The 16,816-nt window shown below is 58.6% G+C and carries 17 protein-coding genes; 8 read left to right on the top strand and 9 right to left on the bottom strand.

What is annotated here, in order from left to right:
* Positions 1-17: 17 nt before the first annotated feature.
* The 4 genes from K3U93_RS17615 to K3U93_RS17625 form a co-directional block, all read right to left on the bottom strand.
* Positions 18-302: a hypothetical protein gene (locus K3U93_RS17615; protein WP_139797059.1), complete on the bottom strand. Its 285-nt coding sequence runs from the start codon at positions 300-302 to the stop codon at positions 18-20.
* A gap of 705 nt (positions 303-1,007) precedes the next feature.
* Positions 1,008-1,133, bottom strand: a complete 126-nt coding sequence (locus K3U93_RS25280) for a hypothetical protein (RefSeq protein WP_254893616.1) — start codon at positions 1,131-1,133, stop codon at positions 1,008-1,010.
* Positions 1,134-1,136: 3 nt separating this feature from the next.
* Positions 1,137-1,319, bottom strand: a complete 183-nt coding sequence (locus K3U93_RS17620; protein WP_139797058.1) for a hypothetical protein — start codon at positions 1,317-1,319, stop codon at positions 1,137-1,139.
* Positions 1,320-1,443: 124 nt separating this feature from the next.
* On the bottom strand, positions 1,444-2,589 hold the full coding sequence (locus K3U93_RS17625) for a hypothetical protein (protein ID WP_083011182.1): 1,146 nt from the start codon (positions 2,587-2,589) through the stop codon (positions 1,444-1,446).
* 367 nt (positions 2,590-2,956) lie between these two features.
* On the opposite strand from K3U93_RS17625, the gene K3U93_RS17630 reads away from it, so the two are divergent.
* The 5 genes from K3U93_RS17630 (at position 2,957) to K3U93_RS17650 (ending at position 7,234) form a co-directional block, all read left to right on the top strand.
* A complete protein-coding gene (locus K3U93_RS17630; RefSeq protein WP_139797057.1) occupies positions 2,957-3,175 on the top strand; it encodes a hypothetical protein in 219 nt (72 codons plus the stop codon).
* A 15-nt stretch (positions 3,176-3,190) separates the two neighbouring features.
* Entirely contained in the window at positions 3,191-3,754 is a 564-nt protein-coding gene (locus K3U93_RS17635; RefSeq protein ID WP_139797056.1) for a hypothetical protein, read from the top strand.
* A gap of 109 nt (positions 3,755-3,863) precedes the next feature.
* On the top strand, positions 3,864-4,697 hold the full coding sequence (locus K3U93_RS17640) for a bifunctional DNA primase/polymerase (protein WP_083011181.1): 834 nt from the start codon (positions 3,864-3,866) through the stop codon (positions 4,695-4,697).
* Entirely contained in the window at positions 4,694-6,073 is a 1,380-nt protein-coding gene (locus tag K3U93_RS17645) for an AAA family ATPase (RefSeq protein WP_083011180.1), read from the top strand. Before K3U93_RS17640 ends, K3U93_RS17645 begins: the two co-directional genes overlap by 4 nt.
* Before the next feature lie 558 nt (positions 6,074-6,631).
* Positions 6,632-7,234 (top strand): HGGxSTG domain-containing protein, encoded by a 603-nt coding sequence (locus K3U93_RS17650; RefSeq protein ID WP_139797055.1) that lies wholly within the window; start codon positions 6,632-6,634, stop codon positions 7,232-7,234.
* Between the two features lie 470 nt (positions 7,235-7,704).
* Here the strand turns inward: K3U93_RS17650 and K3U93_RS17655 are convergent, their stop codons facing one another.
* The 3 genes from K3U93_RS17655 to K3U93_RS17665 are packed head-to-tail and all read right to left on the bottom strand — an operon-like array spanning position 7,705 to position 10,193.
* Positions 7,705-8,649: an AbiTii domain-containing protein gene (locus tag K3U93_RS17655; RefSeq protein WP_139797054.1), complete on the bottom strand. Its 945-nt coding sequence runs from the start codon at positions 8,647-8,649 to the stop codon at positions 7,705-7,707.
* 57 nt (positions 8,650-8,706) lie between these two features.
* The gene (locus tag K3U93_RS17660) at positions 8,707-9,894 is read right to left on the bottom strand and encodes a tyrosine-type recombinase/integrase (RefSeq protein ID WP_083011178.1); all 1,188 of its coding nucleotides are present in this window, start codon (positions 9,892-9,894) and stop codon (positions 8,707-8,709) included.
* The gene (locus tag K3U93_RS17665) at positions 9,891-10,193 is read right to left on the bottom strand and encodes a hypothetical protein (RefSeq protein ID WP_083011177.1); all 303 of its coding nucleotides are present in this window, start codon (positions 10,191-10,193) and stop codon (positions 9,891-9,893) included. Before K3U93_RS17665 ends, K3U93_RS17660 begins: the two co-directional genes overlap by 4 nt.
* A 502-nt stretch (positions 10,194-10,695) precedes the next feature.
* On the opposite strand from K3U93_RS17665, the gene K3U93_RS17670 reads away from it, so the two are divergent.
* Positions 10,696-11,910 (top strand): Fic family protein, encoded by a 1,215-nt coding sequence (locus K3U93_RS17670; protein WP_083011176.1) that lies wholly within the window; start codon positions 10,696-10,698, stop codon positions 11,908-11,910.
* 535 nt (positions 11,911-12,445) lie between these two features.
* Here the strand turns inward: K3U93_RS17670 and K3U93_RS17675 are convergent.
* Positions 12,446-12,991: an NUDIX domain-containing protein gene (locus K3U93_RS17675; RefSeq protein ID WP_083011175.1), complete on the bottom strand. Its 546-nt coding sequence runs from the start codon at positions 12,989-12,991 to the stop codon at positions 12,446-12,448.
* Positions 12,992-13,035: 44 nt separating this feature from the next.
* Between K3U93_RS17675 and K3U93_RS17680 the strand changes: the two genes are divergently transcribed.
* On the top strand, positions 13,036-13,407 hold the full coding sequence (locus tag K3U93_RS17680) for a nuclear transport factor 2 family protein (RefSeq protein WP_083011174.1): 372 nt from the start codon (positions 13,036-13,038) through the stop codon (positions 13,405-13,407).
* Positions 13,408-13,602: 195 nt separating this feature from the next.
* Positions 13,603-15,315 carry an NAD-binding protein gene (locus tag K3U93_RS17685; protein ID WP_083011173.1) on the top strand — a complete coding sequence of 571 codons (1,713 nt, stop codon included), beginning with the start codon at positions 13,603-13,605 and terminating at the stop codon, positions 15,313-15,315.
* 511 nt (positions 15,316-15,826) lie between these two features.
* Here K3U93_RS17685 and K3U93_RS17690 read toward each other — a convergent pair.
* Positions 15,827-16,657: an AAA family ATPase gene (locus tag K3U93_RS17690; protein ID WP_220688552.1), complete on the bottom strand. Its 831-nt coding sequence runs from the start codon at positions 16,655-16,657 to the stop codon at positions 15,827-15,829.
* Positions 16,658-16,816 lie beyond the last annotated feature (159 nt).

Consider the following 16,816-nt stretch of genomic DNA (forward strand, 5'->3'; position numbering starts at 1 on the left):
CCCTGGTGGATAGCGTTCTAAGTCCATCCGTGCCGTTTGGCGATCTTGGCTATCTCTGCGGCAACGATCTTGCTGTGCGTGCCGTCTAGCTGGCGTTCAAGCTCTTCGCGGGTCAAGAGCACTGTGTCAAACCCCACGTTGGGAAACTCACCCGCTACCGCTTGCATGGCGTGCAGTGTCTCTTGATCCAAGCTGTCGCCGCAGGCGTGGTAGGGCCTTTCGCCAAGGAAGATCGCGCGGCGCAACTTGCGGTCAAATTGAATCTGTGGATCTTCCGGGATGAAACTTCCGCTGACGCTCACAGTATCCATTTTACCTGGTCTGACCAGGAAAAACACGTTCTGAATAGGCTCTGACCTGCGACAACGCGAGAATCATTCACCGGAGAACGATTTTCTTACCCGCCATAGGCTCTGGACACCGGCCAGGACCGAACTCCAGCCAGCGGCCAGCACAGCCCCGGCAACGGGCCGACCTGCCCACCAGCGGGTAGGTCCGCACCAGTGCAGACCGCCTGACCACCGCACCCGGTGCGCAGGTGGCCCCTTTGGGACAGGCAAGCTCTAATCTGGGGTAATGACTCTCAAAGACAAAATAATCGCAGAACTACAGAAGTATCCGGAAAGCGCCGCCATCTCAGGAAGCCAACTAGCGCACGCTCTTTCGTGTAGCTATGGCGAAATTGTCAGCGCGGCAAGAGAATTAGAGTCGGACAGTAGCAGGCGCGGCAGTGAGTACATCATCATTACAAGCAACCAACGCGAAGACAGAAGTATTGAACCACCCGACGAAATCTATCTTCACCTTTCACCATCGGGGTAACCCCAGCCATCAGCTCAGGTGGCCTGCTGTCTCGTCCCACACGAAACGGCAGCTATCGGGCTAGTTTCTTAACCCAATGACTACCGTTCGTGCTGGCGTGGGAAAGGAGTAAGACCACACCATTTCGCAATCTCGGCTCGCGGTTCGGTGAATCAGGCCGAACCTCCAAAGGCGCCAGCCGAAAACTAGCTTTTACGAACCTTTTTCGCTATCGGTTTGCGTGCCGCTGCCATCTTGCCAACCTTGCCGGTTTTGGCTTTTGCCGCTTTAGCAAACTTTCTGCGCGCTGCGAGCTGTTTCGTGGTTGCCATGAATCAAATCCTTCCGATGATTCGTTGCGCTCTTGGCGCCTTGCCGCGATACCGCGCTGGGTCAACGAAACCTTCCGGCAAGCCTAATTCGCTTGGGTCCCTTTCGTTCTCGTAGGCATCACCAACGCGGGCCGTATCGTCAAGATAGCCAATACCGATGCCGCCGTAGCCGCTTTGATTGCTCATTGCGCTACCTGTTCATTCGAGCTGTTTTGTGGTTGGACGGATTCAAGAGCTGCGCCAGCCTGGGCCAAAGCCGTAACCACTTGAGTTAGATTGGCCTGCAACCATTGTGATGGATTCATGGCGATCACATCGGAATCGTAGGCGGCTCGTAGTCACCGGCCGCTTTGATCTGGACAACGGCAGCCGCGCCACGGTGGCGTGTGCCTACCCCTACCGCGCGACTCCAAAAAGACTCAACTAGAGGATATCCATTGGTATTACCCGGAATTGAGCGCAAGCCTTGGTATTGCTGCTTTGGATGCTGGCGCAACGAGATAGCGTTGTTCAATGAGTTCGGGCCTTCGGTTGCAACTACGGCTAGGTAGCCCGCTGGAATGTACTGGGTGCGCACCACATACGCAGGTCCATAGCTTCCATCTATCCGTAGACCATTGAAGTTCGCAGGTGCGATCTGGCCCACAATGTTGTCCGGCTGAAGATAAGCGGGTGCGCCTTGCGACGGGATGAAATCGTGGTTGGCGATGATGTTGTTGTTGTTCTCCTCACCGGCACGGAACTTCGAAATCTCGTCAGCTTCAACTTCATTGACGAACGCGATCAACTTGCTATTCGCAGCTACACCATAGCCATGCTCGACAATCGTCTTGATGGCATCATCCAAGTCACCAGAGTCGATTACGGCACCTTGACTCACTAGGTAGTGAGAATGGTTGGCGGGGAACCGCTTTCCGAGGTAGGGCGGCGGAATCATGCCATCTGCCGACCACAAGCCGTAAACCGTATGATTGAACTCATTGTAGTCAGGTTCGGGGTCAAACAATCGGTTCATAATCAAACCGTTGGTTAATTTGTTGTCCGCAGCAAGTGCGTAATTGGTCACAGCGCGAATTTGGTCGGCAGTTGAATCTCTCAGGTAGCGCCAAGAAAAGCGCCCTGCTTTATCGTAGTCCTCTAGGGTGTTGCCTAAAAGTATGGCATTTCCCGGTGCCCGAATCGATACCGGCGATCCAACCTCGGTCGCTGTTTCGAACGATTCGTCCTCTATGGCCTGGGGGACGGCATCTGCTGCGTTGATCGTCAAATGCGTCAAAAGCTGTGCTACCGAGGTTCTTTCGTTGTTCCAAGCCGACAGTACACTTTGCACTTCAGACCAGAGCTGATTCAAATCGACGCCATCGGCACTTACATTAACCAAAACGTCTGATTGTAGATTGATGCCGTCTTGCGAGCCGAACGGTTGCTTAAGCCAAAGCTTTTCATAATGATTCATGTTTTGCGTCTTCCCTTGATTGCAATTGGTTATCTGAAAAGCCGTCGGTTCCTGCGAGATTCGGAGAAAAAGGTAGGCAACTCCAAATCCGCAGGCAACGGGGCTATTTCGCTGAGTAATCCACTGCGCGAACGTTGCCTAGGGGAGACTTACAGGACTGCACCATGCCCATGAAGCTCAGTGTCCCTCGGACGCGCTAACCGGTCAAGCGCCACGCCTGATACGGCGAGCGAATGTCGTTGTGGTGCTGTCACTTTGCGCGTACGCTTACCAGGTCGGCACGCGTTGCCGCATTTCAATGGCGTATAGCCAGTCACTAATCCACCAAATGAACGTGGATTACCTTCAATGCTAAGGAATTTAGGCCATGTCTGTTACAGCACCACAAACGATGGAACCTCAAAAATATCTCACGATGGATCAAGTACTTGAAGAGATTCATTCGCGCGGACTCAAGAGCGTTGATCAGGAAACCGTAGAGTACCACCTTCATCGTACGCGAAAGATGCCAAAGCCCGCCAAATACGTTAAGCGCGAGCGTTATTGGACGGCAGATCAAATCGAATCTTTCATCGCCGCTTTGTAAGGACGGACACTCCGCATGAGTTTTGAGCAGGATACGTATCACCGTATCAATCAGATGCGAGCGCAACTAGGTCAAACCGTCGTGATGCCAAACGACTTTCCGCCAATGGGCGAGCTTCCCGCGAAACTTCCGAATCTCAAGCGCAATTGGATTGCCAAAGGGCTTTCCACTGAGATGCTGCGCTGGCGTATGGGGTACTGGAAAGAGACTGGATTACTCACTGACACTTCATTTTTTCCCGAATACGATGAGACCAGCATAGAACACATGGGCTGCATGTTCGCAGTATGTTACGGCAATCCAGCCAGAATTCCGCTTCGCGATCCCAACGACTGGAAACAGGTTGCGCAACGGGTTTTCTTAGACAACGAGACAGGTTGCGGAGTCCACGAAACGCCTGATTGCGATAGCGGCATTGGCAGTGAACTTTTCGCGTATGTACGTGGCGACTACATCTGTGTATTCAAATGCTGCCCAGCATGTTTGGCAGTCATCAATGATCCGAATCCCGATCCTGCGAGCCATGTTGGTCTGTTGCACGAAGATTCAGTACCGATAGACGTAGACCCGTGGGCTTGAATCATGTTGCCTTCAAACAAGAAGTACCGGCAAGACCTGTTCATTAAGCCTTGCCGGTATTTCAGTGGTCCGCGCCAATCCCGTTCCGCAACAGAAGAGAACATGACCAATGCCAACCATAGACTCCGGTAGCGTTGCGGCGCAATCGCTTAGCGCCGATGAGTTCGTGACGATGGCACTGGCGAATCTAGAACGGGGCTATGCGCCGCTCCCGATTGGGAAGCGCGACAAACGTGGACGTTTCAACGCACCGTGGATTAGCGGCTATCACGGCTATGAACGCAAGACAGCAACGCCAGACGAAATATCAGCCTGGCCTGCCCTGGTGGAGTCAATGATTCAGGACGGCACGCCAGGCGTCCTATCGCTGGGTTTGGTTCTACCGCCTGATGTCGTGGGTTTTGACGTTGACGCCTACGACGGCAAGCCTGGACACGAGACCCTGAAAACATGGCGGCAACAGTGGGGCAAGCTACCAAAGACGCACATAGTCACGGCCCGCTTTGATGGCTCAGGAATCAGGCTGTTCCGCAAGGCTGGCGATTGGGAAGCTCAAGAGCAACCGAACAGCGGCGTTGACTTCATCGATTCAAACCACCGTTACGTCGCTGCTCCCCCTAGTTACCACCACACTGGACAGCGCTACCGCTTGCGCTCCCCTCGCTGCGAAGAGGCGAATTCCGGCGTACTTCCGTCATGTGACGATTTACCGCCTTTGCCGAAGCTGTACCGCGATGGCCTAGCTCGTGCCACCAAGGCGGTTCGTGGTCCGTCTGTCGTGCTGGCCGATTTCATTGCAGCTCACACAACCGCCACCAGATCGCGCACCTTGCAGGGAGTCACCAGTCTTTACGCCAAGGTCTACGAAATGGCCGGCGAACCGCACAACGCTGCCAAGGCTGCCCTAGACATGGGGTTTTCAGATGCCGCCGTTGGTACTTGAGCGCTGCCGACGTCTATGACGCGGTACGTATCGAATGGGCTAAAACGCGCCGATCCCTCAAAGAACTAGAAGAGCTTGCGGCCTGGACGGCAACGAAGGCAGCCAACCAAGACCGAACTATCACGCTCACGAAGGCCACCCGCGACTACGGCACCGATACCCGCAAGGAACAACAGAATATGAGCGATGAAGTCATATGGGTAGACGGCAAGGCTTACCCGTACCCCGGCGATGATGACGAAGGTTCAACCGATGGCAGCTTGCCTTTGGAAAAATTCGCCCTAACCTCAGCGAAGGAACTTGCGTCCAAGATAGACCCGGTGCGCTGGCTGGTTGGCGGTGTCTGGCCGGAAAAGTCCGCTGGCGGTGTCGCGAGCAAAAAGAAAACCTTCAAGACGTGGAGTATGCATTCGCTGGGTATCTCTGTGGCAACGCAATTGAATTACCTAGACGAGTTTCCGGTCTTTACGCCAGGTCCGGTGTTGTATCTAACCGGCGAAGGTGGACAAGACGAGTTCAAGAACCGCCACCGCGCCATCGCAAAACGCTACGCTATCTCCGCAGATGACCTGAATGACCTACCCTTCTACGCGATGTTTCCGGTTGCGCCGCTTGATGATTCAGAGCTCTTAGGCGCTCTCAAGCATCACTTGGATACCGTGCAGCCGGTTTTGGTCTGTATCGATCCGCTGTACGCATACCACCCGAAAGATGTTGAGGTAAGCAACGTCTACTCGCGCGGCCCGATGCTGGCGAAGGTACGTGAAATCATCGAACAGTATGCAGCTCTCATCATTGGCGACCATATCAACAAGTCGGCAGATGACAGCCGTCTAGACCTAGATGACATCGGTTTTAGCGGCATGAGTCAGTGGGTCGACTCTTGGAGCTTGCAGCGTCACCGCGAAAAATTTCAGACCTTTGGTGCGGACAGCTTCGCGAAGCTGGAAGTTGAATACGGCACGCGCCGTGCGGGTTCCATGCGCTATGACGTCGATTGGCACCTAACGCGAGATATGAGCGATCCTCACGTCATCGTGTGGGATACCTGCGATTGGGTAGTCAAGAAACCGAATTCGGTTGCGAGCGCCAAACTTAATGTGCTTATCAACGAAGGCGACGCGATCCGCGCGTTGCAAGACTATGTAGACCGCAATCCAACGACGAACAAAACCAACGCTACAAATAAGCTTCCGGAAGTCTTCAGTGGTCTTTCGCACGACGACTGGCGCGGTCTGTGGGACAAGGCAATTCGCGAAGAGTACTTGGTAAGCGTGAAAATTCGAGAAGAACGACCGTATCGGGATTCAACTCGACTATACGAAATAGTGCGATTCAAACGTGGCGGCAAAGTCGGCACAGGCGGTCAAAGGTGAAGTCAGCAAACGGATTTGGCCGGAATTGCGCTGGTCAGCCGCAGAGTGTGCCGCAGAGTGTGCCGGTAGTTTGCTGTCACAATACGCGGCACGAAACGCGGCCCGCATCGCATCTCGTGAAAATAGCCGATTACCTGCAAAAAGATGCAACGCGGCCCCCGCATAGTGTGATTCCGGCGAGCATTGCCCCGCACGGCTGCAATGGCACTACTGCCATGCAGTGCGGGAGCTTAGGGCGGAGTGTGACCGCGCAGTGTGGACCTAGCAAACGAACCGGGCCAGAAGGTAGGCCAACTAAACACATTGTGAATCAACACAATTGAATGAAAGAGGTTGAATGAAACGTAATGATACACAACAGATTCTGCGAGCGGTAATAGTAGAAGTAGACGTAGACCGCACTCGCGTCAGGATTCAGTGCCCGTACCACAAGGGCCAACGCGGACATACACATTGGGTGAACTTGTCGAGTTTGACTAACGCCGACAAGATTTTGCTTCGTGCAGCCTGCAAAGCGGCTAGCGAAGATTGTTTCTACGAAATAGATTTGAAGGTGAGATGATGGATGTTAAGCGAAGGCGCGCTGAATACAAGCGGCGTCGAACGATTGCTATCAAGATGATGCGTGACGCTGGGATGACCGAAGAAGAGATACAGACGGAATCGTTGAAACTTCGTGAAGCGCTGGGAATTTCGGCCAATGAACCGAGCGACAATCTTCCGGCTGTGATTGATAAGTCAGTGGGTAACCTATCGGGTGAAAAAGCTATGAAATCGCCTGCGTCCCACGAACCGGCGTCCGATTCCGAAAAGGCAAGTGATTCAAGGCCTTCAAACGGACGCGATTGGGCGAATTCTGCTGTGCCGCAACGTCGTTGCAAAGCACACAAAAAAGACGGTTCGCAGTGCAGCAACCCAGCTATTCGCGGCGGTACGGTTTGTAGGTTTCATGGCGGCGCAGCCAAACACGTCAAGATGGCTGCTCGCGCTCGTTTAGAGAACGCAGCCGACCGCATGGCAAAAGAGTTGCTAGGCATGGCTGTTGATCCCGATATCTCATCAGCGGTCAAACTGTCTGCTATCCGTGACGCCTTAGACCGCGCTGGCCTGAAAGCGCCGAATGAGGTTGTGCTGAGTCAAGGTACGGCACCGTATGAATAGATATTCGATTCCATCTCAAGTGAGCGGCTTGATCCAGACACCAATCATGGCGGTAGCAAACATGAGTCGGCAGATTGGCCGATGTTTGATCAACAGGCTGAATCGATCGCAGGGCAACCAGATTCGTATGGCTACGAACCGCTATCCGCCTCGGTGGAGTTCGAACCTGGCAATCCTCGCGAGCGCGTCGACACTGGGCGCGGAGACCTCGATTCGGACGGTCTGAGCGCCGACGAGAGCCGCGTTCGTCGGGACCGAGATAGAGGGGTATCACCGGCCAGGCCACATCACCGGCGAGGATGCCTATCAGGCGGCAAACGAGGCCAACCGGCAGATCGGAGCACTTCGGGCCTTGCCGCCAGGGCGGTCGGCGTAGGTCGGCAGATATAAAACCTGCCGGGGTTAGGTCACTGAGCAGCGCAAACAACGAAGCGCGCAGATTGACTACCTATCCGCTACCTATGCGGATTTCAGAACAGCAGGTGAAAATGCTCTGCTGCCAACGTAACTCCCTCTTTGGCGGCTCCTGAGAGAACAGCACTACCGACAGCCGTCGTTACCTTTTCAAGCATTCGCGAACGACGTTTGATCTTCTCTGGCTTAGGATCATCCTCCGATACCGACTCTTCAAAATCGTCAATCGCTTGCTCTGCGTCGGCTCGCTGTTCAGAATCTTCTATGTCTTCCAACGCATCTCGCATTTGACCGATGAGCGTGGTCAATTCTGTTGGTACAGAGTTGTTTTGGATTTGAGTCGATCCCGGACCTTGGCCTACGACACCCTGATTCGTGCCGACGCTGATTTGATACTCATCTTTGGAGCCAATATGCACTTGCACCACTGAATCCACTTTGGCCTGACTCGGCAGCTTGTCGAGCGGGACATCTTTAGCGAGGTCAATTACGATCTCTACCAACGTCGTTCGTATCATGCTGACGATTCCCGCGACAGCAGGCGGAGTCACCGAAAAATACAAACCTGTGACATCTTGGAACATCGGCAGCATTTTGCTCCACTCTGACGCCACCACCGAGAATATCGCGTATCCCATATGGAGGGACTTTTGAGTGGACGCCGCAGTTTGCACAAGATCCTCTAATGGCTGCCGGAAAGCTAGCGTCTCTGGGACGTACTCGCGCAGATCAGACGGTATCTGTAAGTGGCTGATCTGCTGGCCTTTCATGACCGTGTTGCCACCTATGCTGTCTACATACAGTGGTGCCGAAATCGACCGGTACGGCGGCAGCGGCGCATTGTCTGGGTAGCCTTTTAGTTCGTTGTTCGCCCAGGCGCGTAGTTCATCTGACCCCGTTAGGGTACCGAGAGCAAGACACTTGCGAAGCAACCCCGCGAGCGGTTCTGACTCGTCTAGGACCTGCTCACGCAAACTTCTCAAGATGTCTACATCAGCCACGGCCCCATCGTCTCACGGTGCTACGACAAGAACGGGGACGTTTGAGCCATCGCTGGTCTATGCGGTGGCCGTATGCCCGTCACCCTGCAATTCCGCCAGCGCGTGCGCGGAGAGTTCGGCGGCCAGCTTCTTGCCACTGTCGTCGTAGGCGTGCTGATAGAGCATTGCGGCCTTGAATGTCCGATGTCCAAGACGGCGCATGTTTTCGCCCATCGTGGCACCAACACGGGCATTAGTTGTGCCAGCGAACCGGCGCAGATCATGGGCGCTCAAATCTTCGCGGCCAACATCTTTGGCAGCCTTTTGAAATACGTCTTTGTTGAACACGCGGTCGTTCAAGTGACAACCGCCGCGAGCGGGTTTGAACAGCAGGTCATCGGGATCACTCGAAACGTACAGTGCAAGATGATCTTTGATGTCGGCTTGAATGTGCGGCGGAATATCAACGTCTCGGGTCTCCCCCGTCTTTGTCGGCCCTAGAATGCACTCGCCCGAACGATGACCTACAGCGCGAGTGATTGAAACAACGTCGCACTTGGCACTGATGTCTTTGCGGCGCAGTTCTGTCACTTCGCCAATGCGTAGGCCGCACCAACCGGCGAGTAAGACCAGGGCCTTGAACCGGGCGTGATTCTCGTTCGCGCCGAGCTTGTCGGCAATCGTATGCAGCTCAGCAATCGTGATCGGTTTGACGTTGGGCTTTGGCTTGGTATTCATCGCGCCGACGATCATGCAAGGGTTGCGCTCAAGCAGGCCATCTTTCACGGCGGTATTGCAAATCATGCTCAAGATCCCGTAGGCATGGCTGTTGCGCCGTTCTTTGCCTGCGTCCAATGCGGAGAACCAAGCCCGCACGGCGGTCGGATTCAGATCGGATACGGCCACCTTGCCGAACGTCGGCTCAATCAGCGCCGACCACTTCGATTCGTACTCGATGCGGGTTCGTGGCGAGAGTTTGCGCTGATTGATCACACGTTTGCCGTAGACACCGAACAACAGAACCTCGGCTTTTTTCTCGGTCGCTCGTTCGGCAGGCGGTTTCCACTTGTCGCCAGAACTTGAGCACCTGTCGCGGTAATCCCGTTCGCGCACTAGCCACGCTTCGGCATTCATTCGGCTTGAGAACGTGTGCGGCCCGTAGTGGCGGCGCAAATCAGGACCGATGAAACTGGCCTGATAGCTCGGTGCCTTGGTCCGCTGGCGTTTGATGTGCCCCCACGCGCGATGGCCTGATTTTCCGCTCATCGCCCTAATCGCTCTCTCGCAACCGCGAGCTCTTCCTCAGTGAACAGTTCTTGGAACTCCGGCATAAGCGCGGTGTATTCGGTAGTGAGGTCGGGGCGACCGTTGATGTGTGCCAGCGTGGTAAACCCGTCTGGAATCGGCCCGCGCCGCAATACTTGCTTCGCGGCCCCAACCGCCCCTCGTTCCCGGACCATCACTATGTAGCGAGTCGGGTTGTAATTGAACAACCGCTTGCCCTGTTCGATCCCGCGCAGCGTTACAGCTTCAAACCGCTGGGTCAGACTCTCATCGGGGTTCATGGTCGAACCCCATTCAACCGACCTGATTGAACAGCAAACGATTCGATGCGCACTTTCGGAATCCGCCTTTCCTGCCGCCTAGGGTGCTAACCTGCGATTTAGCTACAGCCTACCCATCCGTTACCTATGCGGACCCATCTTACCTGAGTAGGCTGCGCGATGTGCGTGAATGTGTCAGTCCTGAAACCCATTGTGCGCCAACATCTATGCAGGTGGCAAGCTATGTTTGCTGAAAGTGCGTCCGCATATTCGAATCCTGCCGGGGGCACCAGGTCAGCGCCTATTTTTGTGATCGGCGTGCAACTTACGGGCAAATATGGCCCGGTCTAGCGAGCTTGCGGTCGAGCCCTTCACCAACCTGCACCCTCCCCGCTGTCGCGGGAGGTGTGTACGTTGGGACGCAGAATCGGCGCGAACTACGTACGCCGAAATGGACGAAATACATCCCATGTAGTGTGAAATGCCTGTTTAAAGAGGTTAAATTCGGGGTAGGATTTGGCGCATGACTCGGCCTGGGCAGTATCCGTTCATCAGCTTCGAGTTCGACATCAACCGGCTTACCCCTGATATGTGGCTCGACCTGGGTGAAGCGATGAGCAAGTGCCAGCATCTCGCAGGCGTGCCGCTAAAGCCAGCGCGGGCCGACGAGATGAGCGCGGTCTACCTGGCGCGCGGCGTGCGGGCAACGACGGCCATCGAGGGCAACACGCTGTCCGAGGCCGAGATCAAGCAGATCGTGGCCAAAGGCACCGCCCACGTTGGCAAGTCGCGCCAGTATCAGGAGCGCGAAGTACAGAACGTCCTCGGTGCGATCTACGAGATGGACGAGGCACTGCGCGCGGGGATGAGGCTGCCGATCACCCGTGAGCGGCTAGAGCGGCTGAACTTCCAGATACTCGACGGCATCCCCGATGAGCCCCAAGTGGTGCCGGGGAAGCTCCGCAAGCACAACGTCAGCGCCGGTCGCTACCTCGCGCCGCGCTGGCAGGACGTGCCCGAGCTGGTCGATCGGTTCGTGCGCTGGCTCGCTGAGCTGCGTTCGGTGGTGAGGCCGGAGTCGCCCGTGCGGGATCGGTTCGTCAACGCGGTGCTGGCGGCAATGCTGGCCCACCTCTACATCGCCTGGATTCACCCGTTCGGCAACGGCAACGGGCGGTTGGCCCGCTTGATCGAGGTGCAGATTCTGTCGGAGTCCGGCGTCGTGCCGATCGTGGCGACCAACCTGCTATCGGACTTCTACAACAAGACCCGCGACCACGGTTACTACCGTTCCCTCGACGCCGCCCAGGGCGATGTCGTCTCTTTCATCCGCTACGCGCTCGACGGATTCCTCGATGAGCTACGTGCGCAGATCGAGGTGGTCAAAGCCGAAAACGTCCAGATTCACTGGGAAAGCTACGTATACGGGGTGTTCAGCGATATGCCGGACACCGAGACGCGGACCCGTCAGCGCGAGCTGGCCCTGGTGATGCCTAGGGACCGCTGGATCACGGCTAAGGAGGCGACCGATCTGAACACTCGGCTCGCGCGGTTGTACGCCAAGGTCGGTGACCGCACACCCACCCGCGATCTGAACGACCTGTCCAAGCTCGGCCTGGTGCTCAAAGACGGGCGACGGTATCGCGCGCGGCGCAGCGTCATCCAAGCGTTCATCCCACCGACCTGGGAGGCACCCCAGACGCCAACATTCGAGGAGCTGCTCGCCTCCGATGAGTAAGCAATCCCTCGCGGATCGCCTAGCCACGGTTAGTGACGAAGCCGAAGCGGGCGAGGAAGACCGGACTGGGCGGCCGATCCCGGCCCACGTAAAGGTCAGCCAACCCGGCCGCGCCCGCAGCAAGGTATTGCAATTTCGACTCAATCCGGAGGAGATGGCCGCGCTGGAAGCCAGCGCAGGCCGGCGTGGGCTACCCGGTGTCGACCGTGGCCCGCGAACAGATCCGGCGGCTCTTGGCCACTGACGCAGGCAAGCCGAATATGGCGAGTTTTGAGCCAACTGGTCCTGGCCGCCGAGAAAGTCAAGGAATACGCCTGTCCGAGCTGCCGCCAGAATTCTCTCGGGGATCGCCCGACGCGGTGACGAAGCGAGCCCGACAAACCGGCGCACGACCCCTTGCCTTCACCACGCCCAGCTGTCAACCTTGTACACGGCGGGGCGACCTCTCATTGTCGGCCCTAGGGTCTGGCTTCAAATCAGCGCCAACGAGCGCCACGAGGCGCCCCGCCCCAAGAGCTAGGTGGCCCGGAACCGATCAAATCGGCGCAGAGCCCTGCAACAGGAACAGGCCATAGGCGGCGATCGACTGCGCGTCGACGATCACACCGGCGCGGATCATCTGCTCGACGTCTTCGCGCGAGAACCACGCGCTGCGCATGTCCTGTTCCTCATGCTCGCGATCCGCTTGTCCCTCGGCGATTCCGGTGGCCAGGAACACCCACCCGCGCTGACTGGTCATTCCGGGAGCGACGTCGACCTGGCCGAGCGCCTCGAACGACGTCGCACGTAATCCCGTTTCCTCGCGCAGCTCGCGCTCGGCCAGCTCACGCGGCTCGGCCTCCGCCAGATCGGGAGCGGTGCCCTGCGGAAACTCCCAGCGCCGCGCGCCGACGGGATAACGGAACTGTTCGACCAACCGAAAACGGTGCCCGTCATACGGGATCACCAGCGCATACGTCTGCTTGTCGATCACGGAGTAGATGCCCGGGCTGCCGTCCGGGCGGCGGATGTCGTCCTCGCGCAGCACCAGCCAGGGGTTCCGGTAGATCTCGCGGGACGCGACGCGTTCGATGAAAGGCACGCGGCCAGTATCGCCGCCAAACTAACCGGGTAGCGTCCGGAGTCATGCCGTCCCAGGAAGCCATCACCGAGACCGTCAACCGCTATCTCGCGCTCGTCGCCACGGGCACCGCCGAAGACATCCTGACCCTTTACGCCGCCGACGCCACCATCGAGGATCCGATCGGATCGGACCTCCGCCGCGGCCACGACGCCATCCGCGAGTTCTACGCGGGGTTCCAGGACGCCAAGAAAGAGACCGAACTCGCCGAACTGCGGGTCGCCGCCGGCAAGGCGGCGTTTCTGTGGCACCTCACGCTCGACGCCGGTAACAGCCGCACCCGAATCTCGCCCATCTCGACAATGGCGTTCGACGAAGACGCGAAGATCACGTCGATGCGGGCGTTCTGGTCGCCGTCCGACGTTCGGGTCGTGTAGCAGAGCGGAGTGGCCCGAGTCGGCGACTTCGCTTGCGGCACATAGGTATTGACCTCCGACATCGACAAGAGGGGTGCCCATGCCGTCGGGCATCTGGGGCTTAGCTGGCACAAACCGGCCCGGTGCCCGATAGTCATAGCAACAAAGTTCAGCGGAGGTGGCATCTATGCCGGACGACTCGAAACGTGCGTGAGCATGCGCAGTCACATCATCGTCAGCGGTGAAGACGCGCTGGCAACGACGATCATCGAGGAGCTCAACAACGCCGGCGCGGGCATCGTCACGATCACCGGCGCCGCCGAGCTCGCCGGCGCCGGGGTGGCCCGCGCGCTTGCCGTCGTCTGTGCCGGGGATGACGATGCGAAAAACCTCGAAATCGCCTTGCTGGCAAGGAAAGCCAACCCAAGAGTGCGGGTGGTGGCCCGGCTGGCCAATGACGTGCTGCGGGAAGCGGTGGCCGACGATAACGGCCTCGGCGCGATTCTCGACGTCGCCGATCTCGCGGCGCCCTCGGTCGTCGACGCATGTCTGGCCCATAGCGCGCACCCGTTCGAGGCGGCCGGCATCGAGTTCGTTGTTTCGGACGCCGAGGTACCGTGCGACGGAACCCTACGTGAGATCTACGGCGACCTAGCACCCGTGGCGGTGATCCACGGCCCGAACTCGCCCACGCCCGGCGGGGTCATGGCATGTCCGGGACGGGACCTGCGGGTGCACGCCGGTGACTGGACCGCGATGATCGGCACGGCGGACGAGTTGGCCGGCCGGGGCATCAAGGCCCCCCGGCCGACCCGGGCGCGGTCCCGCAGGCCCCAACTGCGGCGGGTATTCGACGCGGCACGCACCCTTCGCAACGACGTCAACCCGATGTTCTATCGCGCGTTGGCCGCCGCGCTGACCTTGTTGATCGGGTCGACGGTCTTGCTCCGCTTCGCCTATCAACCCCATCCCAAGATGACGTGGATCGATGCGTTGTACTTCAGCACCGAGACGATCGCGACCGTGGGCTACGGCGACTTCAGCTTCCTCCACCAGCCCACCTGGCTGCGACTGTTCAGCATCACCTTGATGTTCGCCGGCGTGACCACCACCGCGCTCCTCGTCGCCTTCATCGCCGACCTGTTGTTGTCACGCCGCTTCGCCTACTCGGCCGGACGCCGGCAGGCACGCCGCCTGCGCAACCACATCATCGTCGTCGGGCTGGGTTCGTTCGGCAGCCGCGTCGTCGCGGACCTGAGCGCGGCCGGGTACGACGTCGCGGTCATCGAGCGCGACGAGAACAACCGCTTCCTGTCGTCGGCGGCCGAACTCGAGGTGCCGGTGATCTTCGGGGACGCGACGCTACGCCAGACGCTGGAGTCGGCCCGCGTCGACCACGCCCGCGCGGTGGCGGTGCTGACCCAGGACGACATGGTCAACATCGAAACCGGGATCGTGCTGCGCGAGATGTTGGGCCCCCGGGTGATGCCCGAGGTCAACCGGCCCGACGTTCCGATCGTGCTGCGCATCTACGACCGCGCGCTGGGTGGCGCGGTGGCACAGCGGTTCGGCTTCGAAAACGTCCGTTCGACCGTCGAATTGGCCGCGCCGTGGTTCATCGGCGCCGCCATGGGCCTGCAGGTTTTGGGGACGTTCTCCGTCGGGCAACGCTCCTTCATGGTCGGCGGAATGCACGTGGCGGCCGGCAGCGAACTCGACGGGCTGCGGATGTTCGAGCTTTCCACCCAAACCCGCGTCATCGCGATCACCCGGCAGGATGCGCCGGTCAACCTGCATCCGCGCCGCGACGCCCGGCTGCGAGCCGGCGACACCGTCTACCTCGTCGGCCCATACCGCGAGCTCTTGGCGACGCTGCGTAAAGGGCAGCCGCCCCGACAAACCGAGGGCGCCGAGCGCCGGCCGGCCTAAAGCCTTGATCCACCGACGATCCGGCGCGTATCCGGGTGTCGGAATGAGGAAAATGTCCTTTGAGGCTGATTGATGTTCTTCACGCATTAATCGGCCCGAGTTCAGAAAGGCGCTTCCGGTGCAAGTGTCGCCCAGGTTCACCGCGGCGTCGGTGTCCGACGATGACCGTCTTGTGTCGTGTGCAGGGCCGGTCCCCCGCGGGACAAGCGCCTCGGCGAGCCTGTTGGCAACCGAGCACCACAAGAATTCGAACGACTCGGTAAGTAACGTTGCCGGACGGCGACGGCTCCATCGTGTGGCGCCAACGTGTTTCCTCACGACCGGCGCCGCCGTTGACAGTGGCGGAACTGAACTCGCGGCCGCGGTCAGCTTCAAGCCCAGCGCAATGCAAGCAACTTTGACCGCGGGCATGCTGGACAGCTCAACATAGGGACTAAACCCGCGGTAGTTCAGGACCACCCGTCATCCCCGGACACCTCACTCGGCGTCAACACGGGTTCCATCGCCGTCGTCATGGTCGCTGCCCCTCGTGTTCGGTAGCCGAAAGTGTTGGTGCTTCCTGGATTTCGGCGCTCGGGAATACGCGTCGGTACTCCGATATTCCTGCGGCGGGGCGCGATGCGGCGATCGCGCGCCCCATGTCGGCGGCGCTGATGTGAAGCACGCACGGGTCGGTGCATACGAGTTGTCTCAGGTCGCGGGGGCTGGGCGCACGTCGATGCAGCCTGCGGACCCGCGCACGCTGGCACACCCCGATCACCTCACGCGCATAACGGGCGTTGCCGGCGATATCGAGCAACGTGCCGCTACCATATGAAATCGACCGCAACCGAGCCGCTTCGACGCGCAACAGATCCCACGCCGCGTCCTCAACCACCAAGTGCTCCCTACCGGCGAAGCGACGCGCAATGGCAACCACTTCCTCGGGGGTGTAGCTAGCGAAGCTCACGGTGACGGGGAATCGGCCGGCCAGCCCTACGTGAGCCGCCAAGAACTCCTGCATCGGGCGGGCATAGCCGGCAACGATGACCACCAGCTCGTCGCGGTACGCCGCCATACACGCTTGCAGGGTGTTGATCGCCTCCACGCCGCAAGAAGAGTGGTCTTCGGTGTCCGGGTCTAGCCGGTAGGCCTCGTCGAAGAAGAGCACCCCACCGCGTGCCTCGTCGCACACGTCCTTCATTCTCCTGGCCGCGCTGCGCGACAGATCGCCCATGATGATGTCGTTGGCGCTGACCTCGGTGATCCCCGGGCGCGCGATCGTGCCCCACCCAAACAACACCTCACCGATCACCCGGGCGAACGTTCTTTTCGCCGTGCCCGGCGCGCCCAGAAACACCATCTGATTTTCCGCACAGGATGTCACTGCGCCACCATGCTCGACACCACGCCGGCTGACCTCAAACGCGTTGCGCCACAACCTAAATCGTTCTTTAGCATCGACCAAACCGACCAACTCATCGATACACGCCTGGGCCCAATCAAGAACCTCCTGACGCTC

Origin of the sequence: Mycobacterium malmoense, assembly GCF_019645855.1 — a bacterium.
Taxonomy (GTDB): domain Bacteria; phylum Actinomycetota; class Actinomycetes; order Mycobacteriales; family Mycobacteriaceae; genus Mycobacterium; species Mycobacterium malmoense.

Bases quoted from the DNA above. Each gene is read 5' to 3' on its own strand.
- K3U93_RS25280 (WP_254893616.1), bottom strand. From the start codon at position 1,133: ATGGCAACCACGAAACAGCTCGCAGCGCGCAGAAAGTTTGCTAAAGCG.
- K3U93_RS17620 (WP_139797058.1), bottom strand. From the start codon at position 1,319: ATGAGCAATCAAAGCGGCTACGGCGGCATCGGTATTGGCTATCTTGAC.
- K3U93_RS17625 (WP_083011182.1), bottom strand. From the start codon at position 2,589: ATGAATCATTATGAAAAGCTTTGGCTTAAGCAACCGTTCGGCTCGCAA.
- K3U93_RS17630 (WP_139797057.1), top strand. From the start codon at position 2,957: ATGTCTGTTACAGCACCACAAACGATGGAACCTCAAAAATATCTCACG.
- K3U93_RS17635 (WP_139797056.1), top strand. From the start codon at position 3,191: ATGAGTTTTGAGCAGGATACGTATCACCGTATCAATCAGATGCGAGCG.
- K3U93_RS17640 (WP_083011181.1), top strand. From the start codon at position 3,864: ATGCCAACCATAGACTCCGGTAGCGTTGCGGCGCAATCGCTTAGCGCC.
- K3U93_RS17650 (WP_139797055.1), top strand. From the start codon at position 6,632: ATGATGGATGTTAAGCGAAGGCGCGCTGAATACAAGCGGCGTCGAACG.
- K3U93_RS17660 (WP_083011178.1), bottom strand. From the start codon at position 9,894: ATGAGCGGAAAATCAGGCCATCGCGCGTGGGGGCACATCAAACGCCAG.
- K3U93_RS17665 (WP_083011177.1), bottom strand. From the start codon at position 10,193: ATGAACCCCGATGAGAGTCTGACCCAGCGGTTTGAAGCTGTAACGCTG.
- K3U93_RS17670 (WP_083011176.1), top strand. From the start codon at position 10,696: ATGACTCGGCCTGGGCAGTATCCGTTCATCAGCTTCGAGTTCGACATC.
- K3U93_RS17680 (WP_083011174.1), top strand. From the start codon at position 13,036: ATGCCGTCCCAGGAAGCCATCACCGAGACCGTCAACCGCTATCTCGCG.
- K3U93_RS17685 (WP_083011173.1), top strand. From the start codon at position 13,603: ATGCGCAGTCACATCATCGTCAGCGGTGAAGACGCGCTGGCAACGACG.
- K3U93_RS17690 (WP_220688552.1), bottom strand. From the start codon at position 16,657: ATGGTGTTTCTGGGCGCGCCGGGCACGGCGAAAAGAACGTTCGCCCGG.